Annotated in this window: 25 protein-coding genes; 21 read left to right on the top strand and 4 right to left on the bottom strand. The window is 59.2% G+C overall.

The genetic code is table 11. From position 1 onward, the window contains the following. Positions 1–105: 105 nt before the first annotated feature. The 9 genes from ACYP01_RS20690 to ACYP01_RS20650 all read left to right on the top strand — a co-directional run bounded on the left by ACYP01_RS20690 (position 106) and on the right by ACYP01_RS20650 (position 3,821). On the top strand, positions 106–570 hold the full coding sequence (locus ACYP01_RS20690) for an Asp23/Gls24 family envelope stress response protein (protein WP_003943699.1): 465 nt from the start codon (positions 106–108) through the stop codon (positions 568–570). Then, positions 567–851 (top strand): Asp23/Gls24 family envelope stress response protein, encoded by a 285-nt coding sequence (locus ACYP01_RS20685; RefSeq protein ID WP_042452304.1) that lies wholly within the window; start codon positions 567–569, stop codon positions 849–851. The genes ACYP01_RS20690 and ACYP01_RS20685 overlap by 4 nt, the downstream gene beginning before the upstream one ends. Before the next feature lie 70 nt (positions 852–921). After that, positions 922–1,110 (top strand): hypothetical protein, encoded by a 189-nt coding sequence (locus tag ACYP01_RS20680; protein WP_232329999.1) that lies wholly within the window; start codon positions 922–924, stop codon positions 1,108–1,110. A gap of 38 nt (positions 1,111–1,148) precedes the next feature. Then, the gene (locus tag ACYP01_RS20675; RefSeq protein ID WP_003943629.1) at positions 1,149–1,328 is read left to right on the top strand and encodes a hypothetical protein; all 180 of its coding nucleotides are present in this window, start codon (positions 1,149–1,151) and stop codon (positions 1,326–1,328) included. Continuing rightward, a complete protein-coding gene (locus ACYP01_RS20670) occupies positions 1,321–1,713 on the top strand; it encodes an Asp23/Gls24 family envelope stress response protein (RefSeq protein WP_459682095.1) in 393 nt (130 codons plus the stop codon). Before ACYP01_RS20675 ends, ACYP01_RS20670 begins: the two co-directional genes overlap by 8 nt. Beyond that, complete coding sequence (locus ACYP01_RS20665; protein WP_459682093.1) at positions 1,710–2,279, top strand: DUF6286 domain-containing protein; 570 nt, start codon at positions 1,710–1,712, stop codon at positions 2,277–2,279. Before ACYP01_RS20670 ends, ACYP01_RS20665 begins: the two co-directional genes overlap by 4 nt. After that, complete coding sequence (locus ACYP01_RS20660; RefSeq protein WP_459682091.1) at positions 2,276–2,860, top strand: hypothetical protein; 585 nt, start codon at positions 2,276–2,278, stop codon at positions 2,858–2,860. Before ACYP01_RS20665 ends, ACYP01_RS20660 begins: the two co-directional genes overlap by 4 nt. A 409-nt stretch (positions 2,861–3,269) precedes the next feature. Further along, complete coding sequence (locus ACYP01_RS20655; protein WP_003943661.1) at positions 3,270–3,533, top strand: GlsB/YeaQ/YmgE family stress response membrane protein; 264 nt, start codon at positions 3,270–3,272, stop codon at positions 3,531–3,533. Between the two features lie 90 nt (positions 3,534–3,623). Beyond that, positions 3,624–3,821, top strand: a complete 198-nt coding sequence (locus ACYP01_RS20650) for a CsbD family protein (RefSeq protein ID WP_007726588.1) — start codon at positions 3,624–3,626, stop codon at positions 3,819–3,821. A 33-nt stretch (positions 3,822–3,854) separates the two neighbouring features. Here ACYP01_RS20650 and ACYP01_RS20645 read toward each other — a convergent pair whose 3' ends face one another. Next, entirely contained in the window at positions 3,855–4,577 is a 723-nt protein-coding gene (locus ACYP01_RS20645) for a hypothetical protein (RefSeq protein WP_003943634.1), read from the bottom strand. A 306-nt stretch (positions 4,578–4,883) separates the two neighbouring features. Here ACYP01_RS20645 and ACYP01_RS20640 point away from each other — a divergent pair, with 306 nt between their 5' ends. The 4 genes from ACYP01_RS20640 (at position 4,884) to ACYP01_RS20625 (ending at position 11,266) form a co-directional block, all read left to right on the top strand. Continuing rightward, the gene (locus tag ACYP01_RS20640; RefSeq protein ID WP_459682088.1) at positions 4,884–6,845 is read left to right on the top strand and encodes a hypothetical protein; all 1,962 of its coding nucleotides are present in this window, start codon (positions 4,884–4,886) and stop codon (positions 6,843–6,845) included. Next, the gene (locus ACYP01_RS20635) at positions 6,842–8,575 is read left to right on the top strand and encodes an ArnT family glycosyltransferase (RefSeq protein WP_003943618.1); all 1,734 of its coding nucleotides are present in this window, start codon (positions 6,842–6,844) and stop codon (positions 8,573–8,575) included. Before ACYP01_RS20640 ends, ACYP01_RS20635 begins: the two co-directional genes overlap by 4 nt. Before the next feature lie 46 nt (positions 8,576–8,621). Next, a complete protein-coding gene (locus ACYP01_RS20630) occupies positions 8,622–9,770 on the top strand; it encodes a beta-mannosidase (protein ID WP_459682085.1) in 1,149 nt (382 codons plus the stop codon). Positions 9,771–10,342: 572 nt separating this feature from the next. After that, complete coding sequence (locus ACYP01_RS20625) at positions 10,343–11,266, top strand: UTP--glucose-1-phosphate uridylyltransferase (protein WP_287482701.1); 924 nt, start codon at positions 10,343–10,345, stop codon at positions 11,264–11,266. A 99-nt stretch (positions 11,267–11,365) separates the two neighbouring features. Here the strand turns inward: ACYP01_RS20625 and ACYP01_RS20620 are convergent, their stop codons facing one another. Next, complete coding sequence (locus ACYP01_RS20620; RefSeq protein ID WP_223304618.1) at positions 11,366–11,689, bottom strand: helix-turn-helix domain-containing protein; 324 nt, start codon at positions 11,687–11,689, stop codon at positions 11,366–11,368. Positions 11,690–12,037: 348 nt separating this feature from the next. Here ACYP01_RS20620 and ACYP01_RS20615 point away from each other — a divergent pair, with 348 nt between their 5' ends. Then, entirely contained in the window at positions 12,038–13,213 is a 1,176-nt protein-coding gene (locus tag ACYP01_RS20615; RefSeq protein WP_459682082.1) for an O-antigen ligase family protein, read from the top strand. Positions 13,214–13,215: 2 nt separating this feature from the next. On the opposite strand, the gene ACYP01_RS20610 is transcribed toward ACYP01_RS20615, so the two are convergent. Further along, on the bottom strand, positions 13,216–14,667 hold the full coding sequence (locus tag ACYP01_RS20610; protein WP_058038950.1) for a glycosyltransferase: 1,452 nt from the start codon (positions 14,665–14,667) through the stop codon (positions 13,216–13,218). Further along, entirely contained in the window at positions 14,661–16,064 is a 1,404-nt protein-coding gene (locus ACYP01_RS20605) for a hypothetical protein (protein WP_459682080.1), read from the bottom strand. Before ACYP01_RS20605 ends, ACYP01_RS20610 begins: the two co-directional genes overlap by 7 nt. A 929-nt stretch (positions 16,065–16,993) precedes the next feature. Here ACYP01_RS20605 and ACYP01_RS20600 point away from each other — a divergent pair. The 7 genes from ACYP01_RS20600 to ACYP01_RS20570 all read left to right on the top strand — a co-directional run bounded on the left by ACYP01_RS20600 (position 16,994) and on the right by ACYP01_RS20570 (position 24,522). After that, positions 16,994–18,514, top strand: a complete 1,521-nt coding sequence (locus tag ACYP01_RS20600) for a sugar transferase (protein ID WP_459682078.1) — start codon at positions 16,994–16,996, stop codon at positions 18,512–18,514. 96 nt (positions 18,515–18,610) lie between these two features. Beyond that, positions 18,611–19,786 carry a glycosyltransferase gene (locus ACYP01_RS20595; protein WP_459682076.1) on the top strand — a complete coding sequence of 392 codons (1,176 nt, stop codon included), beginning with the start codon at positions 18,611–18,613 and terminating at the stop codon, positions 19,784–19,786. A 215-nt stretch (positions 19,787–20,001) separates the two neighbouring features. After that, positions 20,002–20,340, top strand: coding sequence for a DapH/DapD/GlmU-related protein (locus ACYP01_RS20590; protein ID WP_024487404.1), 339 nt, complete (start codon positions 20,002–20,004; stop codon positions 20,338–20,340). A 17-nt stretch (positions 20,341–20,357) separates the two neighbouring features. Next, positions 20,358–21,647, top strand: a complete 1,290-nt coding sequence (locus ACYP01_RS20585) for a glycosyltransferase (RefSeq protein ID WP_459682073.1) — start codon at positions 20,358–20,360, stop codon at positions 21,645–21,647. Further along, a complete protein-coding gene (locus ACYP01_RS20580) occupies positions 21,644–22,183 on the top strand; it encodes a DapH/DapD/GlmU-related protein (protein WP_064443236.1) in 540 nt (179 codons plus the stop codon). The genes ACYP01_RS20585 and ACYP01_RS20580 overlap by 4 nt, the downstream gene beginning before the upstream one ends. Before the next feature lie 70 nt (positions 22,184–22,253). After that, on the top strand, positions 22,254–23,465 hold the full coding sequence (locus ACYP01_RS20575; RefSeq protein WP_459682071.1) for a lipopolysaccharide biosynthesis protein: 1,212 nt from the start codon (positions 22,254–22,256) through the stop codon (positions 23,463–23,465). Then, complete coding sequence (locus ACYP01_RS20570) at positions 23,458–24,522, top strand: polysaccharide pyruvyl transferase family protein (protein WP_459682069.1); 1,065 nt, start codon at positions 23,458–23,460, stop codon at positions 24,520–24,522. The genes ACYP01_RS20575 and ACYP01_RS20570 overlap by 8 nt, the downstream gene beginning before the upstream one ends. The last annotated feature ends 84 nt before the right edge of the window (positions 24,523–24,606 follow it).

The following is a 24,606-nucleotide window of genomic DNA, read 5'->3' as shown; positions in this document are numbered from 1 at the left end:
CAGTAACTAACAAGTGTCAGTGATGCACGTCACCTGACTGGGGCATTCGGTTTTGCCTTCGAGTGACGACTACACAGGTAGATCGATCAACAGGAGGAGATGACAATGGTCAGCACACAGGTTGCGACAGCATCTACGAAGGATGTTGCATCATCGAACGACTCGGCTCTCGTGAGCTCTCAAGGAAAGACGTCGATCGCCGACACCGTTGTCTCGAAGATTGCCGGCATCGCCACGCGAGAGGTGAGCGGTGTGTACGACGTTGGCGGCGGAGCGTCCCGGGTTGTCGGGGCACTGCGCGAGCGGATCCCCGGCGCGAGTGTCAACCACTCCCAGGGAGTATCGGTCGAGGTCGGCGAAAAGCAGGCAGCGGTCGACATCGACATCGTGGCCGAGTACGGCGTATCGCTCGCCGATCTGGCCACCGGCATTCGCCGCAACGTCATCGCGGCGCTCGAACGGATGACTGGACTCGAGGTGACCGAGGTGAACATCACGGTTCACGACGTTCACCTCGACGAGGGCAGTGACGACGAAACCGGCGAGCCCAAGACTGCACGGGTGCAGTGAGTTCCGAAATCGCCGACACCATCGCGGCGGCTGTGACGGGGATACCTGGGGTCGCCTCTCTTCATGCCGGAATGTTCGGCGAGGTTGGCACGTACCTCCCCGGTCGCCGCGTCGTCGGCGTGCGGGTGACGGAGTCGTCGACAGACATCCATGTGTGCATCTTCGCCGACGCCGCCGTTCGAGACACGGCTTTACGTATCCGCCAAGCGGTTTCAGGACTCGTTACAGGCCCCGTGAACGTGACAGTGGAAGACGTAGTCGGTCGTGCGCACGATGCCTGAGCACTCTCGGGGTTCAGTTCCTGATCGACGATCCGCACGCCGAGAGGCGATCAGGAACTACCACCCCGACGTGGGTGGATCTGCCGACGCGCTCAATCGAGCGCTCGAACGCGTCGACCGGGACTTCGCATCCCCGATCGGTGTGGTTGTGCGCACGTCGCTGCGCGGCACGATGCGACAGATAGCCAAACCCGTTCGGGCCCAGTACACGCGTTTGCGCGCTCGGTTTCCGGGTGCAAAGACCTACACCGAGATCTGACAGGCACCATCGAACATCATCCACAACGGAGGATTCACATGACCACCTCGACTGTCGGCCTACTGGCAGGACTACTTCTCGGAGTCGCAGCTGCTGCAGGCGGTTTCACCGGATTCCTCATCGCTCTGGTTCTCGGTGTGATCGGATACCTCGTCGGTGGTCAGCGTGACGGCGAGTTCGATCTCGGTGTGATGCTGAAGGGTCGCGGACGTGGCTGAGACAGCTCGACCGGAGTCGTCTGTGCTTGGTGAGCCGGGCGATCGCGGAACGCTGACGATTCGAGAGAGAGTCGCGCAGAAGTTGGTTCTCGAGGCGACGCGCGGAACCCCGGGGGTGCGCCATCACGCCGCCGGCATGGACAAACTGACCGGGCGCGAATTGCCGAGGGCGCGAGTGCTGGTATCCGGCAAGCGGGTACGGGCCAAGGTGGACATCGCGATCGAGTGGCCCGGATCCTTGTCGGTCATCGGTACCGCGGTGCGAGAGAACGTGACAACCCAGTTGCAGTCTGTATCGGGCCTGGACGTAGACGGCGTCGACGTGGCGATCGTGAGCGTTCTCCCGGCATCGACCAAGCGTGATGCGGGAAGGAAAGTGCGATGACCGCCGACAAGGTCGCACCACCCACTGCCTCGAAGGCTGCTGCTCCTGTTCCCCTTGCGGCGCCCGGATCGGCCGTCACGGGATTCTTCATCGCCGCGGCGCTACTTGCGCTCGGCGTGGTCGGCGTCCGCGACGCGCTGGTGGATACCGGCGTGATCACCGGGTCGCAGTGGATACCAAGTGCTGCCGCATATGTGGACGGGCTCGCGTACCAGGGTTGGATGTTGCCGGCGGGGATCGCAGCCGTCGTTCTCGGCCTGTGGTTCGTCATCCTCGGACTCAAACCGCGCCGAAAGACTGCCAATGCCTTGGTCGGAGTCGCGAATACGTGGATCGATCCCGCCGATGTAGCGGCGATAGCGTCTGTTCGCGTCGAGTCACTGGCCCAGGTTCGATCCGCTTCGTCACACGCGACCCGGCGCAAGCTGGAAGTGAAGGCCTCGGTCACGCCCGATGGAGCCGCCACCGCTGAATCGGAAATCCGTGCGGTGCTGGGGGACTTGGCCGGGTCGCTGTCACCATCGCCGCGAATCAAGGTTCGTATCCAGACGGGATCGCTGTCATGACTCGGACGGCGACGGCGATGGATCGCGTGGCGACATGCGTCGTGGGGATGCTCGCGGTAGCGCTGGGAGTTGCAGCGATCCTGTGGAATCTCGACGTGATCAAGGATTTCCCGGCGCGTATCGAGATCCCGTGGGCTGAAGATCTTGTCGATCACTCGTGGTGGCCATGGGCTGTCGGAGCTGGGGGAGTACTGCTAGTTCTCCTCGCGTTGCGGTGGTTGATCGCGCATGTGCCGCTGCGTCGGGTGAAGGAGATCGCCGTCCATGGGTCGAACTCACACAATTCCATCACCGCGGATCTGGGTGCGGTGGCGGAAGGGGCGAGCGCATCACTGGAGGACTTCGACGAAGTGTCGCGTGTCCGAGGAAAAGCGTTGCTCGATCGTGGAGTTCGCACGATCGATTTGCGAGTGACATTGAGACGTAGCGTCGTATCCGGATCGGATACGTTGTCCGAGCTGATTTCTCGCGTCACCGACACGGGGGATCAAGTCGCTGCGGTGGTCGGTGATCCATCCGTCGCGACCAGAACTCACATCGCCGTGGAAAGCGCGAAACGCGATGAGCCGAGAACTCTCTGATCAATCGAGGTTTGAGCCTCCCGGCGACCGGGTACTGGTAGACCTCCCGATCGTGCACAGAGTCATGGATGTTGCTGTGGCACTGTGTGTCACGGTGCTCCTTGCGACCGTCACTTCGATGGCGATCGCGATCGTAGTGACGCTGATCATGTGCGCGTCGGTGAGTGTCGTTTCTCGTATGTGGTGAATCGCCAGTCATTTTGGTTCTGTCGTGAACACCTGATAGAAAGGTAAGCAGACAATGTGGCTGCTACTGAGTGCACGATCCCCCGCGTCGTGCGGCGGAGAGTCCGGTTGTGTGCAAACACTACCCGCGATCACGGTCTAGTTGCGCGGGCCGATCGCTCGGAACTCTCCCTTCACCGGCAGTCTCTCATTGCGCCGCCCCTCTTTACTCTAAGGAGTTCAAATGCTTCCTCTCGGTATCATCGCCTGGATCATCATCGGTGGACTGGCGGGTTGGATCGGCAGTAAGATCATGAAAACCGATGCGCAGCAGGGGATCTTCCTCAACATCGTTGTCGGTGTCATCGGCGGTCTGATCGGTGGTTTCCTGCTTCGAGTCTTCGGCGTCGATGTCGAGGGCGCGGGGTGGATCTTCAGCTTCCTCACTTGCCTCCTCGGCGCTGTCATCTTGCTGTTCCTGGTCAAGGCAGTCACCGGAAAACGTTGACACGCATTTGTCCACGCAGTTCGAGTTCGACTGAATCCACGACCGAATTCCACGGCCGAACGCACGACCGAACCCAAGAAGGAGAAATACATGTCTGACTTCATCGACAAGGCAAAGCACCGCGCTGAGGATCTCATCGGCGAGGCGAAGGAAAAGTTCGGAAACGCCACGGGCAACGATGATCTGGCTGCCGAGGGTGTTGCCGATCAGGGCGAGGCGAAGGTCAAGAAGGCCGGAGACACTGTCAGTGACAAGGTCTCGGATATCAAGGACAAGTTCACAAGCTGAGTGAGCTTCAGCGCGGTTGATCGGCACGTCCGGTCAACCGCGCTTTTGTGTGCCTCCCCGGCCGTTGCGGCTACCGCGATACGCGAACTTGCGCGTTTCTGCGAGCCACTCCGGAAGCATGCGCATGTGGGCCGGTGTGTTCAGAATCGGATCGAAGGACGGCTGGAGGCAATCCGGGTGGTCCTCGACCTCGTCGAGACAGAGATGTCCGATCGGTATCAACTGAAGTTGAATCCTCGCGAGGTACACGGAGAAGTGCAGCGGGGAATGATCGACCGCAGCTTTCAATGCAGACAAAGAAGTGCCGGCCGGATGGACGCCGCGCGGTGTCACGATCAGCCACGCCGCGGCACCGCCCGCGCGTGAGTAAGGAACCAGTGTGCTGTATCTCGCGCCGTTCCACGAGAAAGCCGGAGCTGGAAACATTTTGGAGAAGGTAGAAAGTCCTGATGTTGCGAGAAGAATGTCCCACGGGTTTTCATCTGCGCCGACATCGTGCAACCGAAGCGCCAGGCCGAGTACGTCGGGTAGGTCTCCGGGTGTTCCGAGGGCTTTCGACATTCGAGCGGTGACGGTAATCGTCGACGACTCCGATACCGGCCACCATGGGGTGGCCGGCTTCAATGTTCCCTTCAGTTCGATCCCGTGAGGGTGAAAAACCCTGGCCATGCGCAGCGATGATGCGAAGTGGAACGGCGCACCGACCAGCTTTCCGATCGCACTCTTGCCGGCGGGGATGATCGAATTGATCGTCACAGCTTCCTTTATCTGAGAATTCTCCGCCCGTGAAGCGCCCGGACTGGACGGACGTTCAGGCGTATTGACGGGCTTTACAGTGGCGTCTTTCGGCTTCCCAGTGGTGGTGATTGCTAATCATGTGACCTGCCGTAACAAAAGTCTCGCCCGGCGGGATAATTAGCCAAACGCATAAATTGGTCGTTATGGTTTGTTTGTCCGTAACGGTGCGATCGGACCTGCGACCGTCGCGAACTGGCGAGATTGCTACTCGTGATTTGTGTTTGGTGATTGCGCGGAAACAAGAAATGTCGAGGAGACACGCTGATGGGCCACTCTCGAACCTGGCTGACGCGCGCGCTGGCAATGCCGGTGGCTGTCGCGGTCACTTTGTTGCTTCCGCTCGGCAGTGTTGCCTCGGCCCAGGATTTCGAGGACGACGCAGATACTTCGGTGGCCGCCTCAGCCACAACTCCGATCTCCTTCACCGAACTCGGACGAGGAACAGACATCGTGTTCTCCTCCGATGACGCACCCGTCTTGGTGACCGTGCCAGTGCCGGACGGACTCACCGCAACAGCCGTGACCGGAATCCTGACCGCCCCGACCGACTTCAGTAGGGGTTGGCTCGAGGTGACTGCCGACGGCAGATTGGTGAGCCGCGTCGACTTCGACGCCGGGCAGGCCGGAACTGGCCTACCGATTTCGGTTCCGTTGCAAGGTCTCGAAGTGGTCGACCGGAGCGTGACCGTGTCGATGATCGCTCACCTCGTTCCCGTCGACGACCGCTGCTACGACCGAACGAGATACCAGCCCCTTGCGCTCCGGGATGCCTTTGTCGCCTACGACGGTGCCGAGCAGCAGCCCACGACTGTTGCAACCTTCTTTCCGCCGATTTTGAGGAAGGCAACCATCTACGTCACGGATGGTTCGTCACGGTCACAGCAGAGTGCGGCTCTGCAGCTGAGTGCAGCGATTGTCAACAAGTACGGAAGTCAGCCTGACGCCGTGGTGGTGGAGCAACTGCCGAACGGCCAGAGTCTGCCGTCCGCTGAGCCGGGACTTTTCGAGAGAGCTGTAGTGCTCGGCAACAGTGGGGACGCCGGCATCGATCTCGCGGCTGCTCCGAATGGTGCACCAGTGCTGCGAATTTCAGGGGACGACAAGACCCTCGTTCCTCAGGTTAGTCTGTTGGCGGCGAACTTCGACGGCTACTGGGCGGCGAGCAGGGCGCTCGCGTCACCGGACAACACAGTTGCCCAGATTTCCCAGGACGCCATCACCGTCGGTGAGCTGAAGCTCGGAACGTTGACGGCTTCCGGTCTCAATCACATCGAGGTCGACGTCCCGTTCAGCCAGTCGCAACTGGGGCGTCCGATGAAGGACGTGTCGATCCGAATGATCGGTTCCTATGTACCGCTGCCGAATTCACGCAACGGAGAACTGTCGATTTCGCTGGGGGACTCACGGCTTGCTTCGCAGACGGTGAACGAGACAGGGCGCTTCGACATCGGCGTCGATGTTCCGAACGAACTCCTGCGTCGCGACCTGACCTTCGAAGTCTCGATGGATGTGACCGGCGACTTCCAATGCGGCACCAGTAGCCCGTCTTCGCTCACTGTCGATCCGGCAAGCACCATTACGTCCACTACCGGATTCCCGCCGACGCCTGGAGGATTCCAGGCATTACCGCAGTCGATGCTGCCCACACTCGATGTCGGTTTGAGTCACGGTGATTTCGCAGATCTCGTTCGCGCGCAGCGCCTCGTTGTCGCGATGCAGCGGTTGAGCTATCTGCCGCTGCAACCGCGTGTGCTCCCGTTCGGCGACGCGGCGACCAGTTCGCTGCCGGCGTTGTTGATCGCGGCGGACGGGACGCTTCCCACTCCGGTGGCTCTACCCATGGACACAGCAGATCAAGGGCTCCTGCGCTTGCAGGGTCTGGAATTCGGTGGACAATACGGTGCCTTGCAGGTGGTTTCGGGTTCGCACAACGAAGTGGTGGCGCTGACATCTGAGGGTGATGCGGCCGATGCCGACGGTCTGCTCAACTGGTTGGAAGGTGGGAAGGACCGGTTCGCAGAACTGACCGGCGATCTCCTGGTCGCGCCTCGGGGAAGTGAGCCCTTCGATGTCGGAGTCAACGTCGCCCCGTTGGGCACCGCGACCTCGGCCGAAGAGGAGACCGGACTGAGCGCGGTCACGATCGGCTGGATCGGATTCGGGACCGTGGTTCTGATCGCTGTTGCCGTCGGTGGTGTGCTCGTCGCTCGGCGTCGCGGACAGTGACCGTCACCGATCGCCCGGCCCTGTCCGTCGCGGTCCACGATCTACCGGGCCGCAAGCCATGGCGGATGTTCGTCGCGCTCTTCGCGATCTACACCGCGTTGGGCGTGTGGATGAACGCGGGTATCGGGTTCATCTTCACCGATTCGCTGAGCCGCGTCGCCGCGGTGTCGGCGATGCTGCTCAGCCGTGATCCGCACTTCGCGGCGATCGGGTTCGTGTTCACCCCGTTGACGGCGGCAGTCCAGATTCCGATGGGCCTGATGGGTCATTGGTGGCCGGATCTGCTGCGGTGGAACATCACTGCGGTCGTGATGTCCGCGGCCTTCATGGCTGGTGCTGTGATTCAGGTACGTGGGATCAGCCGCGACCGTGGGTGTGCGCGATGGGTCACCGTCGTCCTGACCGTGCTGTTCGCTGTCAACCCGATGATCGTCATGTACGCGGCGAGCGGAATGAGCGAAGCTCCGTTCCTCTTCTTCGTTCTGTGGGCGACACGTCGATTGATTCGGTGGATGCGAAGCGACGACGTACACGACCTCATCGGTGCCGGCCTCGCTTTCGCTCTGGCGTACCTCACCAGATACGACGCATTGGCCCCGCTGTTCGTCGCGGTGGTGCTGGTGACCGTGGTGAGTTGGCTTCGTTTCCGCCCGACTGCTGAGGAGCGCGGCGAGGGCGCGGGGCCTGGCTTGCGGCTCTGGGCAGCAGCCCTCGACGGTGCCGTAGTGCTGATGCCGGGATTCCTTGCCTTCGCCTTGTGGTCGTTTGCCAGTTGGCTCATCACAGGTCAAGCGTTCCAACAGTTCTCGTCGGTCTACGGGAACAGTTCCATCCTGGAGCAGGCTGGTGCCGGAACCGACTCACCGATCGCCCGTCTTGCGTTCTCGATTACCGAAATGGCCGTACTCGGCCCGGCGCTCCCGGTGCTCGCGGTCCTTGCAATCATCTACGCACTTCGGCGGCGCGACACCGAAGTGGTCGTGCCTCTTGTGTTGTTCGGCGCCATCCTCGGTGCCCAAACCTTGCTCTACGTGATGGGATCGACGTTTCCCCTTCTGCGCTTCTACATTTCGATCATTCCGCTGTGTTTCGTGTTGGTCGTCCTGATCGCACCTCGCGGAGCGCCGGTCGTCACGCGTCGACCGGGGGCTGCTGCGTCACGCTCGGTATCGACGTACCCCGAGCAGTCGGGGCCCTCTCTGCCCCTTGTGATCTCTCTGTGCTTGCTGGTCGGGTCGACGCTGGTCACGTTTGTCGCGATGGGTAATGCGCGGATCGCAGTGCTCGAGCATTCCATTGCCAGTGCGATCATTCCGGGCCGGCAGAACCTGGAGGAGCAGACGAATCTGCGCACGTTTGCGGCCGAGCGTCGCATCGCCAGGTACCTGGACGACTTGGCTCTGCCGGAGGGGTCGGTTCTGCTCGACACCGTGCAGAGCTATGCCGTCGTGGCGTCGTCGAACAACCCTCGGCAATTCGTCGTGCCTTCCGATGCGGACTTCGTGCGCGTACTGAACAACCCCGCCGAACATCACGTCGAATACATCCTGTCGGTGCCGAACACCGGTCGCGGTGTGTCGGACGCGGTCAATCGGCGCTATCCGACGATGTACGACACCGGGGCCGGCGGTGTGGGAGCGCTGGTACTCGAGGTTCCCAACGACGGCGGCATGGACCCTTCGGCCTGGCGTTTGTATCGCGTCACCGGTGAACGGCAAACGGGTCGATGAGGCAATTCGTGTGGGAGGATTGTCCGTATGACGTGGATGGTTGTAGATGTCTTCTGAAGAAGTGCGTCCGCGTGTGCCTGGCACAGTGCGTCGCCGTATCGCTGCCGCTGTAGTCAGCTTTGCAACCGTCGCGGTGGTGACAGGAATGTTCACGACGCCGGTGGTTGCCGATTCGCCCAAGACGGTTCGGGTGGGAGCGTCGTCGAGCGGACTGACGCTCGACGGACAGCCATGGTGGCCTACCGGGCTGAATGCTTATCAACTGGCCACTGGTTGGTCGGTGAACTTCGGCTGTGGCGCCATGGTCGATCTCGATGCCTACTTCGGTTCTCTGCCACCGAACTCCGTCACGCGTTTCAACGCGTTCCAGGCGCTCGCGGTGAACAAGGTGTCCGGGGAGATGGATTTCGGCCCGATGGACGCGGTGTTCGACGCTGCGGCGCGACACAATCAGTTCACGATTCCGGTGCTCTCACCCCAGGACAGCGGGTGTGATGACGGGCTGTTCAAATCCAGGGACTGGTACACCGACGAGTGGAAGGTCGCGAACCTGATCCCAGGTCGAGCCACCATGAGCTTCCAGGACTGGATGCATACCGCCGTCGACCGTTGGAAGAACGAGCCTTCCGTCGCGGCGTGGGAATTGGTGGGGGAGCCGGAACCGAGCCTGTGTACCGATGCCGCCTGCAATTGGTGGACAAGAACGTGCCCGTCTGATTCCGCGCAGGTGTTGCGGGAGTTCTTCGACACGGCAGGCGCCGAACTTCGGGCGATCGATCCGAACACGCTGATCACGGCCGGATACGTCGGGGGCGGTCAGTGCGGCACTGCGGGTGACGACTACCAGTACGTGAGCGAGTCCGACTTCGTCGACGTTCTGCAGTATCACGACTACGGAGCAGACGGGGTTCCGCTTCCGGGCGACCAGTGGAACGGACTGGCGCGTCGCATCGAACAGGCCGCGAACGTCGGGAAGCCGTTGTTGGTCGCCGAGACAGGCGAATTGGCAGGCAGTTGTGAATCACTGGCGACCAGAGCCACGAATATCGAGACGAAGCTGACGGGGCAGAAGGTGGCCGGTACGGCCGGAGCTCTCCTGTGGGCATTCGTGCCGGATCCACGGCCGAACGAATGCACAATGGATATCGGGCCTGACGATCCACTCTTCGACGTGATTGCTTCACTGGCAAGTTAGGACACTGCTAGTAGTCCACTGGGAGTTCCACCCAGTGGGAGTATGGTCACGATTTGATAACAACCTGAATCTGGTGTTGTGGCGTGATGACCGTATTTCGTTCGTATTCAATGGTATTCAGTGGCATTCACCTGTGGATAACCGAACTTGAAGGCTGGTGAAGTCGCACGGGACCATCGATGCGACGCTTCCAGGACCTTCGTCCGGGTCGGCTGGGGACGGTCCGGTTGAGGTGCTGAGTTCGGAAGTTGTGTCGTACCTGTCTCTTTGGCCAGTTGCTACGTCCCGCCGTGGTCAACGTCGAAATACGATCACAACCGTTCGCCGCGGTAACGGGTAGTGCGCGGAGTGCGGCGTGCCCCTCGTGGAAGTGACATCGAGGGGTGGTGTGTAGCTCTCGCGCGCAACGAATTCCGAGTTCGAGTCAACTTGCGGCGTCATCGGCCGCCCGGTAGACCTTGTGCGCAGGCTGTACATGCGATGTGAGCTTTCGGTCGTCGAAATGAGGGGACGACCGCTGCATGCGCGTAACGGTAAGTGTGTGGAGCATCGCGTGAGCGGAGAGGTGAACGATGACTGGGTGCGCTGAACGGCCTTTCAAGACTGCTGTGGTGCCGGCTGCCGGGATGGGGACTCGTTTCCTCCCGGCCACCAAGACGGTTCCGAAAGAGTTGCTCCCCGTGGTCGATACACCCGGGATCGAGCTGGTCGCAAGCGAAGCGGCGCAAGCAGGCGCGGAACGTCTGGTAATTGTCACTGCGCCGGGCAAGGCATCGGTCGTCGGGCATTTCGTCGAGGACCTGGTGCTCGAGGGTAAGCTCGCCGCCAGCGGGAAGCACCATCTACTCGAGCGTGTGCGTCGGGCTCCGGGCCTGATCTCGGTGGAGCCGGTTGTGCAAGAGTCTCCGCTGGGATTGGGACACGCTGTCGGTCTGGTCGAGTCGGTGCTGGATGCGGACGAGGACTCGTTCGCGGTGCTGCTTCCCGACGATCTGGTTCACCCCTGCGGCATTCTCGACGCGATGGCGAAGGTACGTGCCGAGCGTGGTGGTTCTGTGCTGTGCGCGTTCGACGTCGCGCCCGATCGTGTTGGGGCCTACGGAGTATTCGACGTCCAAACACCTGTGGAGGGCAGCGATCCCGATGTGCTTGCCGTCGTCGGCATGGTCGAGAAGCCGGCTCCTGAGGATGCTCCGTCCACTCTCGCCGCGGCCGGACGCTACCTTCTCGATCGCGCCGTGTTCGACGCGCTCAGACGAATCTCACCCGGGCAGGGTGGCGAACTACAACTGACGGATGCGATAGCGCTGTTGATCGCGGAGGGGCATCCGGTTCACGTCGTCGTCCATCACGGAACCCGCCACGATCTTGGTAACCCGGGAGGCTTTCTGCGAGCATCTCTCGACCATGCGCTCAGTCGCACCGAGTACGGACCGGAGTTGCGAGTCTGGCTCAAGGAACGATTGGATCAGCCGGATCCGCAGTTGACGTACTGAATAATGCCGTCCATGACAGCTGAGGTCGAAATATGTTTTGGTGCACGAGAATCTGCACCATGTTCGGCTAGCGCGTATGTGAATGTCGGTAGCCCGGATTCATTCACTTTGTCGGTCGATACCGCGTCGGGTGAGTTCGTCCACCAGGGACTGTGTCGAAATCGTCGCGACGATCGACGGTGGAGTCATCCCCGGCTCCGCTTCCTCAGAGGTCAGATAACCGGCGGCTACGAGGACCTCCATGATCGGAGCGTCGAAGACCTGACATGCCGTCCGCATCGTGTCCTGCGTGGGAGGGCGTTTAGCCGACAGCCATCGACTCAGCTCGGAAGGTCGAATCTTCAGCGCACGCGCAGCTTCCTGGATGTCGCCGAACGAGCGAAGTTCCAGTTGATTCTCGACCCATGCGGAGAAACCACTCATAGCGGTCATATTGCCTGAGCCGAGACGTATATGCCACTTCCTTTCGGCCACGAGTCGAGGACAATTGGATATCTGCCATGTCGTGGCAAAGTTTTGCGTCGACGATTCGCTTATTTGCAGTTACGCGACGTTGCCGACAGAGGATGACTTCTGCGCTGAGCGGGGATTATTCAGCCCGGCGTCGGCGAAGGGTGAAATCGAGGGTGAAATGCAAAAAATTCGATTGTCGGAAGCAGGAACTCAATGACAACGCCGAGTCAAGTCAGACCTCAAGGTCTTCGGAATGATGCCGCTTCGACGGCAGGGCGAACGGGCAGAATTCCTTTGTCGCCGATTACCGCCGTGTGGATGGCGATCGCGATCGCAGTTCCGATATACCGCTCGTTGCCCGGCGCCGTCACGCAGTTGTGGGCGATGGCAGTGCTTGCGGTCATCGTGGCGTCAGTAGCGCTGGGACGAGTTGCTCGGCCGCAGTTTGTCGGCGTCTGGTTGACCGCCGGCTACGCCGCTCTCGTCGCCACGGTGACAGCGACGCGTGGCAATGATATCGGCGGAAATCTTTATGTTGGAATCCAACTTTTCATAGTTCTCGGGCTCGGAATATTTGTGATGGTCGCCAATGTCCGGCGTGATCCGGGTTTTGTCAGGCATGTATGCATTGCGTTCATAGCAAGCCAATCGGTTTCTGCTCTGGCCGCCGCTATCCAATTGGCCGGTTCATCCGTCTTCGGTTTCGGTGTTGTGAACGGTCGTGCTCCAGGTCTGGCAGGTCACCCGAACGTTCTGGGCATCATGTCCTCACTTGCGCTGATTCTGTGCCTGGGGGCTGCAGTGCGAAAGGTAGGAAATCGGGTCGTTCTGGTGCTGATCTCGATTGTGAACGCGGTGGGACTGCTGGCAACCGGTAGTTTGAGTTCGTTGTCGGCATGCGCGATCGGATTGATCGTCGTGGCGATTTCTTCGCGAGTGAAGATCACCACCATCGTCAAGAGTTTTGTCGGCGCCTCTGTTCTCTTCTGGGTCGCAATCACCTACACCGAGTTCGGAAAGCACCTGGAGACGCCGGCCGATCGATACCTTCAGGTCACAGGGCAGACCAAAGCCGTCAGCACACTCGAGATCCGTAACGACACTTACGGATTCGCTTGGGATGCTATTCGCGCGCATCCGCTGTCCGGGGTGGGTCTGAACGCTGCCAATGCGGCCTCGTTCGACAACGTCACAGTCGTCCACAATGTGTTTCTACGGTCTTGGTACCAAGGCGGGGTGGTGCTTGCCCTGGCTGTGGGGCTCATCATCTGCGCGACGGCATTGGTTGCGTTCAGATCGATGAAGTCCGGCAAGAACGCCGCCGCGGCCGGCGTGCTGGTCGCGATGATGACATTCGCACTGACCTCGGCATTTTTCGAGCAGGCGTACTACTGGCTACCGGTCGTACTCGCGTTTGCATGTCTTTCGGCCGGCAGTGATCGGACCGCAAGCTTCAAAGCTCAACCCGCGCAACAAGCGTTGATCGGGAATTGAGCTTACGTGTTCAAGCCATGGAAGGTCTTCTCCCAGTAAGACGGGTTGCGTATCAACTGATATGTGCCTTTGATGGCTGCGATGCTCATCAAGACCCAGTAAAGCGGAGCGGTCAGGCAAGCTATCAGCAGCATAGGATTTCGCGTCTCTCGGCATGCCACCAGGTTCATGTAAAGGACTGCGGCGTTACCGAATACGAGAGACACGAGGGCGGGAAAATAGACGTAGTTGGGAAACACGTCGTGGATGACCTCGGGCTGGCCGAGAATCCAACCCAGACTGATCAGCCAGAACGCCATGTTCAGTGTCGCCACAATGGGTGTCCCCGCCATCAAGATGGTGAAGCGTAGAAATCCGACCGTGCCGAGTCCGCGCCACAGTTTCACAGGTTGACGCATGTGAACCAACCAAGTCTGCAGGTAACCCTTGTACCAGCGTGAGCGTTGTCGGATCCAGTTGATCGTGTCGCTGTTGGCCTCCTCCAGCGTCGTCGAGTTCAGAACAGCGGTCCGGTAGCCGCTCTCCGCGATGCGAACTCCGAGATCTGCGTCCTCCGTGACGTTGAAGGGGTCCCAGGCGCCGATCTCGTCGAGCACACTTCGTCGAAGGTGATTAGACGTGCCTCCCAAAGGAATCGGTGACTGACTGCGCATCAGTCCTGGGAGGATGAAATTGAACCAGAGGGCGTAGTCGGCCGTGAACCACGCGGTCAACAAATTCTGAGTCCCGTTGTGAAATGCGAGTTTCGCCTGAACGCACGCGGTATTCGATGGAAGCTTCGCGAAGGTTGCCACCACACGGCGTAACTGGAGCGGATCCGGTGAGTCCTCGGCGTCGTAGATGGTGATTATCTCGCCCGTAGAGAAGTGCAATCCGTAGTTGCAGGCTTTGGGTTTGGTGCGCGGATCTGCAGCAGGGACCTTCAAGATACTCACCACGGCATCGACTCCGGCGGCAGTCGCCGCGTCGATGGTGACGGTGTCATCCTCTTCGAGGAGCAACAGCACCTGCAATTTGTTCGAGGGGTAGTCGATCGCACGCATAGCGGAAATCAGGTCTCCGACTACTTCCGGCTCGTTGTACGCCGGCACAAGGATTGTGTAGTGCGGTAGTTCTTCATCGGAAAGCGAGCTTGCCTCCTGATCGCTGATCGTCACGATCGAGGAGGCATCCAGACCTCGTGTGAACAGCACTAGGCGATCCACCATCGCCCATACGTACCCGAGCGTGCATGCCAATGTGAGAACGATGAGCGTGGGAGTAAGGAAGAAGACCAGACACACAACGGTGATCACGAGAATCAGGAACAGGATGTTGCGCTGCCACGGATAGAACGCAACTGATGCCGACGAAATCGGTTTACGTTCACGCAGTCCGTTCACAGCATCGTGGAGTGCAACTCGTTTGAATTCTTCGGAGCTTTCGTCCTCAACCGAGAGATCGGGATCTACCACTTCTGTGCCTCCACGACAAGCCTTCCGAGGGACTGGAGCATTCCTAGATCCTTGTACTGAGATTCGCTGTCGACAGTAGATATCCTGCCTCTGAGTAGAACTGCCAAGGTGTTGCTTCCATTCGAAGCCATCGATGGTTTCGGTTCGGGGAACAAGGCATTCGGTTCATGATTGTCCACTGTCAAGAGTGTGACGCGTTGTGCGGCACCGTCGCCGCGTGTCCACACGAAATTGAGGTTGCTCCAGGTGAGTAGGAGGGAGTCGTCGACAACTGTGTACATTTCCGCGACAACTCCACGAGTCAACTCAACTCGTACGGTGGGGCTGACACGTGCGTTCTGGAGATCATAGGTCGTATTGCTCGGATAGACAGACAGAGTAGACGGGCGACGCACTTGAACAACGTCCATTTGGACGGTGCGTGGTCGCATCTGGGTGTCCCAGGCAGGGTTGGGTGTGTCAGCACGAATTGTCTGGCGAGTGAGTGCCGAGGTGGAACCGAAGTATTTTCTCGGCCAATCGTATTCGTCGGTCGAGATCTCACGCCAACCGGCGGGGACGATGAGGCGTGGATCAGCAGTCGCCGGCGGGCCTACCGAGACCGGAACGCTCTGAGTGGTGGGCACTGGCGTAAAGAACATCACGATCGCCGCGGCGAACACCACCAGGATCGTCCAGTTGCTGGTTGACGTCGAGGGATTCCGGAGCGGACGCTCGAACGGCTTCCATGACCTTCCACGTCGCTCGTACAGGTAGAAGAACCCGCCTACCAGTAACGCACTACCTATTGCTGGTAGCAGTTGGACGCTGAACAAGGGTGCAGTCGGGTACTGCCGTGAGAGGTAGTAGACCAAGGCAGCACCCAGGACGGACGAAGCGACGAACCCGGCGAATCCCCGTCTCCAGGTCCTACTGACGGCGATCGTCGTTGCGGCCGAGGCGACCAGCACCATGATGATGCTGTAGTCGAATCGTGTGCCGCCGAGTTCGGTCGCCAGCGTGCGGTAGATGAGCGGCGCCAGGACGATCGGAACAACCCAGATTGCCCAGTAGCGGTTCACCGGACGCAGCCCGAACATGAGAACCGCTGCGCTCCAGACAAATACCCATGCCGCGATTACATCGATATGCATCAATTCATAGTTCTCGGCAAAACGTGGCATGAGGAGTGCCTGTAAACCCAGAGAAACAAGTAAGCCGATACCACCGACAATCTTGTCCGTCTCACGGTCGTGGATCGGAAGGTCCGGGCCGCGTCGCAAATCTGTTCCGACGGCGGCTATCAGGCAGAGCAAAGGGAGGACAAAAACGTATCCGATGGCGGTACCGCTCGCGGTGCTCCTCCACAAATTGGTCCAGGTGGGCCAGAAAGCAAAGACTGTCGCGGCTGCAATCATCAGCCAACGTACTGTGAGGCGGGGGATAATTCCCGACTTCGTGCGTAGGTCGCGAATCTTCAAGATATGTAGTCCTATTCGAACTGGTCGTCCACTCCGGCTGTGTCGGCTGCAGCGAGGTTGTGTCAGCGAACCCGACTTTTGTCGACCTTACGTGATCGATCACAAGGTGCGAATCCGAGCACCGGCCGCTGCGGAACGGCCGAAGCCGGGCAGAAATCTCACATATTGAGACGAAGGAAAATTTTCTTTTCGGAGCCGGCTTGTTGCGAACTGGACGAGTGACCTGATCTTGTTTCGATGTTGAAGCCTGTATCAGCAAGGGCTGTAGGGCTATTCGCCTTCGAATTGCACATCGAATCGGCAATAGGGACCAAGATCCCTGCCGGGGACGTAGGTCCCCAACGGCGCAGGCACCTTCTGTCGGCGAAAGTCATCGCGTTGGTTACCAATGGAAATGATCCTCTATTCAGGCCGTATCGGTAATGCGTTGCCCTGTGGCAACCGCCTACTGACGAGTAAGGTCCTTCGCTTTGCCGCACTTTCGTCGAAGTAACACGATAGTTGCCTCTGAATCGATCTTTCGTTCTGTTGTTCCAGACGCTCCGCCTCCGAACGGTGAGAGGCAAAGCGCTTGCGTTGCGGCCACATTGGAATAGGTAGGGGTGCGGGCGACTACAGGCCTGAACTGGGGCGACTTTGCGTTTGATCCTGCGCGCGGACAGTGCTGAAATGTAATCCACTCGGAGCGTGAGAGCGTTCCGATTCTCGAACAATTGCACTCTTCGGATCGAAGCGAGCAATTTGCTGTTCCAGTGGATTGCTCAAATCTGGTGAATCACGCTCAACACCTGTCAACGACACACGGATTCAACGACACACGGATTCAACGACACACGGATTCCACGAATGAGGAAGGGACTGATCACGTGACGGCGCTCGACGTGTCCACACTGGGCAAGACCAAGCACACGCTTCCCCGCGCAGTGCCCGACCTCCGCCGCGGATCGGCTTCTCGGAGGGAATGGGAAACGGCGTACCGCAGAAGGCTGTTCCTGGGCGATTCGGTGATCATCGTGGCGACGGTTTTCTTGGCTCAATGGCTGCGATTCGGTGGAGACGGCCGTGCAGTGAGCCCCGGAATCCTCGGGCAACTCAGCTACACCGGTGTGTCAATTGCATTGGCGGCGATGTGGTTATCGTCGTTGGGGATCTTTCGCACTCGCTCGATTCGTGTGATCGGCAGCGGACCCGAAGAGTACAGACGAATCTTCGTCGCGACAGTTCGCCTCTTCGGACTCATTGCGATTGTCAGCTTGCTGTTGCAGTTGGACATCGCGCGGCTCTATCTGGCCTTCGCATTTCCTGTCGGTCTGACCGCGCTGATGGCGAGCCGCTGGATCTGGCGAAAAGTGATTGCGAGGAAGCGCTCGCGCGGCGATTTCCAGACGTCCGTCTTGGTCGTGGGAAGCCCGGTTGCAGTCAAGAAAATGGCCCAAACCTTCGAACGAGCTCCCGGTGACGGGTACCGGGTCGTGGGCGTCTGCCAACCCAGTCAACTAGGTCGTCGCGACAGAGTCATCGTGGTCGACGGCAACGAAATACCGGTCCTCGGGGACGAGCACGATGTGACCGACGCACTCGACTTGGTCGGTGCCGATGCGGTGGCGGTTACGGCGACGGAACACCTCGGCTACGACGGTATGCGGAAACTGGCCTGGGATCTGGAGTGTAAGGACGTCGATCTTGTTGTGGCACCGGGAATCCTGGATGTTTCCGGTCCGCGACTGTCGATGCGGCCGGTGGCGGGCCTTCCACTGATTCACGTCGAACGTCCGCGATACCACGGTGCTCAACGGTTCGCCAAGACAGCCTTCGACGTCGTTTTCGCATCTGTCATTCTCATTTTGATCAGTCCCGTTTTGATCGTGACGGCGTTGGCAGTCAAGTTCACCAGTCGGGGTCCTGTGCTCTATCGGTCGGAGCGAATGGGATTGGACGGGGTTCCCTTTCCGATGCTGAAGTTCCGATCGATGGTTCAGAACGCAGATACGCAGGTCGACAGCCTGCTGTCGGATAACGAGGGCGCCGGCGTCCTGTTCAAGATGCGTGACGATCCTCGGGTTACCAAGGTGGGGCGCGTCATTCGAAAGTTTTCGATTGACGAGTTGCCTCAGTTCGTCAATGTGCTCCGGCGCGAGATGAGCGTAGTTGGTCCGAGACCGCCGTTGAGGCGTGAGGTAGAGGCATACGACGGGGCCGTGAAAAGGCGACTGCTGGTCAAACCGGGTATCACCGGTTTGTGGCAGGTGAGCGGGCGCTCGGATCTTTCGTGGGAAGAAACCGTTCGGCTGGATCTGTCCTATGTCGACAACTGGTCGATGGTCGGGGACGTGATGATCGTGGTGAAGACGCTCAAAGCCGTAATGGCTAGTGACGGCGCATACTGATCCGTTCAGTCAGTCAGTCTTTCGTATTCGTATCGCGAATCCGATTCGCCATTCCCGGCGAACTCTGCCTGGGATCCGAAGTAAGGGAACTGCGCAATGCACACTGGCCAATCGGTGGTGCTCGATGAGAACTTTGGGGGAGCAGGCTCGATGTCATCAAAAAAATACTCGATGTATCTGGCGGTGATTCCAACCTATCGGAATCCGTGCATCGAGGTGTTGCGTGAGATGGAGGAAGGAAATCTCGATATTCTGGCTTCGGACTACGGTCTGGATTCCACGGTGCGAACTGGCATCGACAAGGATTTCTACGACCGCGTTCGACGGATCGGAATCTTCGGTGACAAGCTTCTTCTTCAGGTGGGTTCTTGGAAAAATCCGCTTTCAGCGTCCGTGACTATCCTGGATTTGAACCCCCGTAGTCTCACATCGTGGAGTATTTTGGTCCTTCGACGAATAGCGCGTCGCCGTACTCTTCTTTGGGGCCATTTGCATCCCAGGCAAGGTTCTTCGTCGAAGACGGCTTTCCTTCGGAGAACGATGCGCCGCTTGTCTCAGGGGACTATTCTTTACGGGTACGCCAGTGTGGTCCCAGCCAAGCTCGAGGTTCCAGGCCAACCAGTTTGGGTTGCACCCAATTCTTTGTACAAACGCGCTGACATCAACGCTGGTAACACCGGTGAATCGCGTAAATCAATTGTCTATGTCGGCCGATTGGTTGCCGAGAAGAACGTCGATCAATTGGTTCCGGCTTTCCACCAATCAGGCCTCGTCGACGAGGGTGCCGTGTTGGAAATCGTGGGTTTCGGCAATGCGGTGGAAACGATAGAACGGCAAATTCTCGATTTAGGTCTGGAAGAGTCCGTTGTTGTACACGGACGCATTGAAAGTCCGATCGAACTTGCTGAAATCTACGCACGCTCAATCATGTCGATCTCTCCCGGATACGTCGGGTTGAGTGTCACTCAGAGTTTGGGATTCGGAGTCCCGATGCTGTACCCCGAGGACGCCCCGCACGCCCCCGAGATCGAACTTGCTGCTGTCGGTCCTATGCAGAGTTACTCACCGACGACCGAGGAGTCGCTGGCTGCGGCGCTGCGAGACTACTTCTTGCATCTTGTCTCCAATCCCGTTCCAGCGGAGAAAGTTTCAGCGAAGGTAGGGGATCTCTATTCCGCCGAAACCATGGCATCGGGGATCTCTGCTGCGTTGCGAGGTCAGGTCGTCGAATTCGACAATGAGGGATGGCCCAAGGAGATGGTCGTACGATGAGCAACCGATCACGCCTACCGTCAGGTGTCAGGCGAGCCCTTCGCGGAATAATGAATGGACTCGCAATATCGAACGGGAATGTTTCAGTAGGGCGCGACTTCAACGCCGGCCGTGGAGCCATCATCAGTGCGCCTCACCGACTGAATATCGGCGATAATGTCAGCGTCGGACCCCGAACCGTTATTCAGGTAGACGGCTCCATCGGATCCCACGTCATGATCGGAATGAACGTCTACATCGTGGGGCGCGAAGACCACGCGATCGACGAGGTGGGTATTCCGATGCTCGCGTCGACGTGGGTGGGGGACCGTCAGCCTGGTGCACGCGATTCTGTCGAAATTGGAACAGACGTATGGATAGGCGCCTGTTCGGTGATATTGAGCGGTGTGAAGATCGGTGACGGTGCGGTTATCGGAGCCGGTTCGGTCGTGACGAACGACGTCGAGAGTTTCTCGGTGAATGTCGGAGTTCCGGCACGGAAAGTCGCCGAACGATTCGAGAGTGACACGCAGAGAAGTGCACACCTGCAAGCTGTGCACGGACTGCCGTCCTGAGTTAGCTGAAAAGGGAAATGAGCACGATGGATAATCAGGGAAATAAAATCCTGATCGTGGGAATCAACTATTCTCCTGAGCCAACCGGTATCGCTCCGTACACGGAGGGTTTGGCAAATGCGATAGCGGATTCCGGTGCTGACGTCAGGGTAGTGACAGGGTATCCGCACTATCCATTTTGGCGAAAGATGGATGGCTTCTCAGGTCTGTCTTCCGTAGAGCAGTCAGAAAATCTGACGGTTCAAAGACTTCGTCATTACATCCCCCGGAATCCCAGCTTCCTGCGAAGAATTCTGATGGAGGCAAGTTTCGCTTTGAGGGCGACCTGGGCGACTCTTTTCCATCGAGCAGACCTCATACTGTGTTTAAGTCCTACACTTTTGTCCTCGGCGGCATTTGTCATCAGGACCAGGCTCCTTCGATCGCGCACACCCGTGGTGCTGTGGGTGCAGGACTTCTACGGACTGGGCGCGTCCGAGACCGGTCAGCTGAGCGGAGGCCTGTCGTCTCTCGTCGATCGAGCCGAATCCTGGATCTTGCGGAAGTCCGATCACGTCGTCGTGATCCACCCGCGGTTCGCGAAGCATGCGCAGGACAACCTCGGAGTCGACTCGAGCAGCGTCACAGTCATCAGGAACTGGACCCACCTGGATCTCTCCCAGTCTGCCTGCACCCGAGAAGATTCGCGAAAGCGATTGGGCTGGGGGCCGGAACAGAAGATAGTTCTGCATGCCGGCAATATGGGTGCAAAGCAAGGGCTCGAGAACGTGGTGAACGCCGCGCTTTTACTTGGGCCGCGCCAGTCCGACATCAAATTCGTGCTGATGGGGGATGGGAATCAGCGGGCCCATCTCGAAGAGCTGTCCGAGGGATGCACCGGGATCGAATTCATGGATCCTGTTGGCGGCGAGGACTTCACCGATGTGCTGCGAGCAGCGGACGCACTACTTCTCAACGAGTTGGCCGATCTTCGCAGTATGGCCGTTCCGAGCAAACTTACATCGTATTTCGCTTCAGGGGTACCTGTCGTCGCGGCTACATCTTCGGACAGTGCCTCCGGCGAGGAGATCGCCCTGTCCGGGGCGGGAGTACGTGTTGACGCCGGAAATCCGGAAGCATTGGTACGTGAAATAGAGATGCTGGTTTCTGACCCCGTCCGTGCCGCTCAACTCGCGCGAAACGGGGGGGAGTACGTGCACGAAACCTTGTCTCCCGGCTCTGCCACCACCGCGTTCGGTGACCTCTTCGACGGACTCATCAATCGAGACAGTTTGCCGACTCGACCGACGCAAGCCCGAGCGCGATGACACACCCGCAGCTCTCCCTCGGCGAATTCACCGGGGCAGGATACGACAAGGGACGTCCGGCATCAGTGCAGGTCGCCTGGCTCGCGGTGGCACCACTGTTCCGGGCCTGGTTCGTGCCGGCACGCATACGAGTTGCCATTCTCAGACTGTTCGGCGCTGAGATCGGTGATGGAGTCCTGATTCGGCACGGCGTGAAGATCCATTGGCCGTGGAAACTGTCGATCGGTGATAACACTTGGGTGGGTGAGGGAGCATGGATCCTCAATCTCGAACCGGTGAGTATCGGGTCGAACAGTTGTGTCTCGCAGGACGTCTTTCTGTGCGCGGGCAGTCACAGCAGACAGTCACGGACTTTCGAGTTCGACAACGGACCGATCGTCATCGGCAACGGAGTGTGGATTGCGGCCAGGTCCACAATTCTCCGCGGCACGTCGGTCGGTGACCACTCGGTTATCGGCGCAAATTGCCTTGTTACATCCGATGTTCCGGCGAGTTCGATCGTCCGCGCCCCGGTTTCGTCGATCGGACGACCATGAAGGGCGCACGACCGCGCTGCGCCGGGGTTCCGCACTCGTTCGAGTGCCCGGGTGGTGGAACATGAAGGTGATGACGAACCCCTTGGTGGTTCAGTTCACGGGAATCGCCGGCGGACGTCTTGTCGGTGCGTTGATTCAGGCACTGAGTATGGTCCTACTCGCGCGTATCTCCGGTCCGTCCGGCTTTGGAATCTTCGCTGCGGCTTATGGTGTCGGACTGGTGCTTCAGACCATTCTGAACTTCGGGTTCACCCCATTTCTGGTTCGGATCCGTGCGTTGGGTGACCAGGAACCCCTCATCGCGTCGACCTTGGAGTTCTCGCGCCGCGCCAACCTGGCCGTCGGTGCATTGCTGGCATTTACCGCGGCGGTAGCCGCGGTCTTCGAGCCGAAGCTTTGGTTCGTAGTGCCGTTGACAGCTTGGGTTGTTCTGGACAATTACGTCGAGACGCTGCTCTCGCTACCACTCGCTGACGGGAATACCTGGCAGAACGCGGTGTCGTTGCTCCTCCGGCGAGCACTTGCTCTCGTTTTTGTTGCGGCCGCTTGGCTCGCAGGAGTCGACGCAGTGTTCTGGTATTCCGTGGGCCTCGCGTTCTCTTCGATGATCGCTGTCTTCGTGGCCATTCGGCTCGGACCGGCGATCACTCGTGTCAGATCGAGACGCTCGTACAAGTCGATCATTGGCAAGTCTTCGCACTTCTGGTTGAATTCCGTTGCTACTCAGACGCGCAACTTCGACGTACTGCTGGTTGGACTTGTCACGTCACCGGCCGTCTCCGGAATCTACGGCGTGACGAGTCGTATCACCACGCCGTTGCGGCTGATTCCCACATCGTTTGCGGCAGTTCTCATGCCTGCGGCGGCGCGCTCGACGACCGGGCGAATCACCCAGGGCATTCTGCGACCCGCGATGTACGTATGCATCGCAAGCGCGGTGATCTTCGGTGTGATCGCAGCTGCCATACCTGAACTCGTTCCACCGATTTTGGGCGATGCGTACGTAGACGCGGTACCGGTAATGCAGGTCGTCTGCTTCAGTTTGATCTTCGCAGCGATCTCGTCCCAATTGAATGCGATCCTGCAAGGTACGGGCAGAGTTGAAATCGTCTCCTACATAACGGTTGTGAGCACCTTGATCTGCCTCGTCGGAATCGTGCTGGCTGCCCCCCGTTACGGGGCGCTCGGAGCGGGGTGGTCGCTCTCGCTCAGCTATGTACTTCAAACCGCATTGCTGACCTGTGTCGTTGTCGTTGCAATGAGGAGGGATCCCCATGCGTAGGTTCTTCATGAGTATCGCAGCAGCTCAGGGCAATCTGGGTGACATCGAGATACGCCGAACAGCAGTCGACTACATGCGTGAACTGGGATTCAAACCCGTTGTCTTTTCGGGCAGTATGAGCGCGGAGTACGTCGATGCCTTCGATTGGGAACCAACCGACGAGGTCATGGATTCGGGTATCAGCTTCTGGCGAGCGATTTTGTCCGATACGGTGCGCCGAAAGCGGGCAGTGATCGTGATGGCACCTGGGCCGGCGGTTCTGGGGGCATCAGCAGCAAGCGTCGTCAAGCACTCGTTGTTGGTGACAGTCTTTGCGGTGCTTCGCATGTTCGGTACACGAGTCCTCGTTTTGGGACGGTCGATCGAGGTACGAAGCCCAATGGCGGCAGTACCCGAGAAGATCCTCGTCGGCGTAGCCGACGTCTACGCGGCACGTGACAAAAGGACGTGTGAGTACCTGCGAGGTAAGAGTCGGTTCTATCCCGATCTCGCGTTCGGGGCCGGTGTATCCGACGGAGCGAAGTCTGCTGGCCGAGAATCTGCGCGCCGAGAAATAGCCTTGCTTTCACTTCGGCATGACCGACCGGTGAACTACGCGACCCTTCGGTCGATCCAAAGTCAGTTCGCGGCAGATGGTTTGGATTTGATGGCCTGTTGCCAGGTTGTCGAGGACGACAGCCACAACCGCGAAGTTGCTGCGACGCTGGGTATTCCCTACGTGGGATGGGACGATGACACGACCCATCGGCAACAGGAGTCCGCTGTCCGCGCCCTGTACGAGCGCGCCGCCGTAACCGTCAGTGACCGCCTCCATGTTTTGATCCTGAGCGCTCGAGGCGGATCGATACCGGTGATGTCGGGTAGTAGTTCGGTACCGAAGCTGAGGGATTCGCTGGAACCGGTACTCGCACCGCAGGCCTCCTGGATGGACGATGCGACGGGTGGCAGCTTGAATCTAGGGCACGACGAATCTACCCGAATCTCTCGCGGAATGGATTCCGCTGCCGCGGAACTGGAGGATCTGAGATCGCGGATCAAGGAGGCAGTAATGCCGTGAGGGTTTCTCAGTTCTGGTTGTGGGTTCGCTGCTCCCACACAACACAATTCGGCCGATGACTACTCGCAGACAAGTATCTGCTTC

Source organism: Rhodococcus sp. no. 34, assembly GCF_054589475.1.
The sequence above is the reverse complement of the archived record's forward strand: the minus strand, read 5'-3'. Positions and strand labels throughout refer to the sequence as shown.

What these genes read in the sequence shown, in the direction of transcription:
- ACYP01_RS20690 (WP_003943699.1), top strand. Translation starts at nt 106, where the DNA reads ATGGTCAGCACACAGGTTGCGACAGCATCTACGAAGGATGTTGCATCA.
- ACYP01_RS20675 (WP_003943629.1), top strand. Translation starts at nt 1,149, where the DNA reads ATGACCACCTCGACTGTCGGCCTACTGGCAGGACTACTTCTCGGAGTC.
- ACYP01_RS20665 (WP_459682093.1), top strand. Translation starts at nt 1,710, where the DNA reads ATGACCGCCGACAAGGTCGCACCACCCACTGCCTCGAAGGCTGCTGCT.
- ACYP01_RS20660 (WP_459682091.1), top strand. Translation starts at nt 2,276, where the DNA reads ATGACTCGGACGGCGACGGCGATGGATCGCGTGGCGACATGCGTCGTG.
- ACYP01_RS20655 (WP_003943661.1), top strand. Translation starts at nt 3,270, where the DNA reads ATGCTTCCTCTCGGTATCATCGCCTGGATCATCATCGGTGGACTGGCG.
- ACYP01_RS20650 (WP_007726588.1), top strand. Translation starts at nt 3,624, where the DNA reads ATGTCTGACTTCATCGACAAGGCAAAGCACCGCGCTGAGGATCTCATC.
- ACYP01_RS20640 (WP_459682088.1), top strand. Translation starts at nt 4,884, where the DNA reads ATGGGCCACTCTCGAACCTGGCTGACGCGCGCGCTGGCAATGCCGGTG.
- ACYP01_RS20630 (WP_459682085.1), top strand. Translation starts at nt 8,622, where the DNA reads ATGTCTTCTGAAGAAGTGCGTCCGCGTGTGCCTGGCACAGTGCGTCGC.
- ACYP01_RS20625 (WP_287482701.1), top strand. Translation starts at nt 10,343, where the DNA reads ATGACTGGGTGCGCTGAACGGCCTTTCAAGACTGCTGTGGTGCCGGCT.
- ACYP01_RS20620 (WP_223304618.1), bottom strand. Translation starts at nt 11,689, where the DNA reads ATGAGTGGTTTCTCCGCATGGGTCGAGAATCAACTGGAACTTCGCTCG.
- ACYP01_RS20615 (WP_459682082.1), top strand. Translation starts at nt 12,038, where the DNA reads ATGGCGATCGCGATCGCAGTTCCGATATACCGCTCGTTGCCCGGCGCC.
- ACYP01_RS20605 (WP_459682080.1), bottom strand. Translation starts at nt 16,064, where the DNA reads ATGATTGCAGCCGCGACAGTCTTTGCTTTCTGGCCCACCTGGACCAAT.
- ACYP01_RS20595 (WP_459682076.1), top strand. Translation starts at nt 18,611, where the DNA reads ATGCACACTGGCCAATCGGTGGTGCTCGATGAGAACTTTGGGGGAGCA.
- ACYP01_RS20590 (WP_024487404.1), top strand. Translation starts at nt 20,002, where the DNA reads ATGATCGGAATGAACGTCTACATCGTGGGGCGCGAAGACCACGCGATC.
- ACYP01_RS20585 (WP_459682073.1), top strand. Translation starts at nt 20,358, where the DNA reads ATGAGCACGATGGATAATCAGGGAAATAAAATCCTGATCGTGGGAATC.
- ACYP01_RS20580 (WP_064443236.1), top strand. Translation starts at nt 21,644, where the DNA reads ATGACACACCCGCAGCTCTCCCTCGGCGAATTCACCGGGGCAGGATAC.
- ACYP01_RS20575 (WP_459682071.1), top strand. Translation starts at nt 22,254, where the DNA reads ATGACGAACCCCTTGGTGGTTCAGTTCACGGGAATCGCCGGCGGACGT.
- ACYP01_RS20570 (WP_459682069.1), top strand. Translation starts at nt 23,458, where the DNA reads ATGCGTAGGTTCTTCATGAGTATCGCAGCAGCTCAGGGCAATCTGGGT.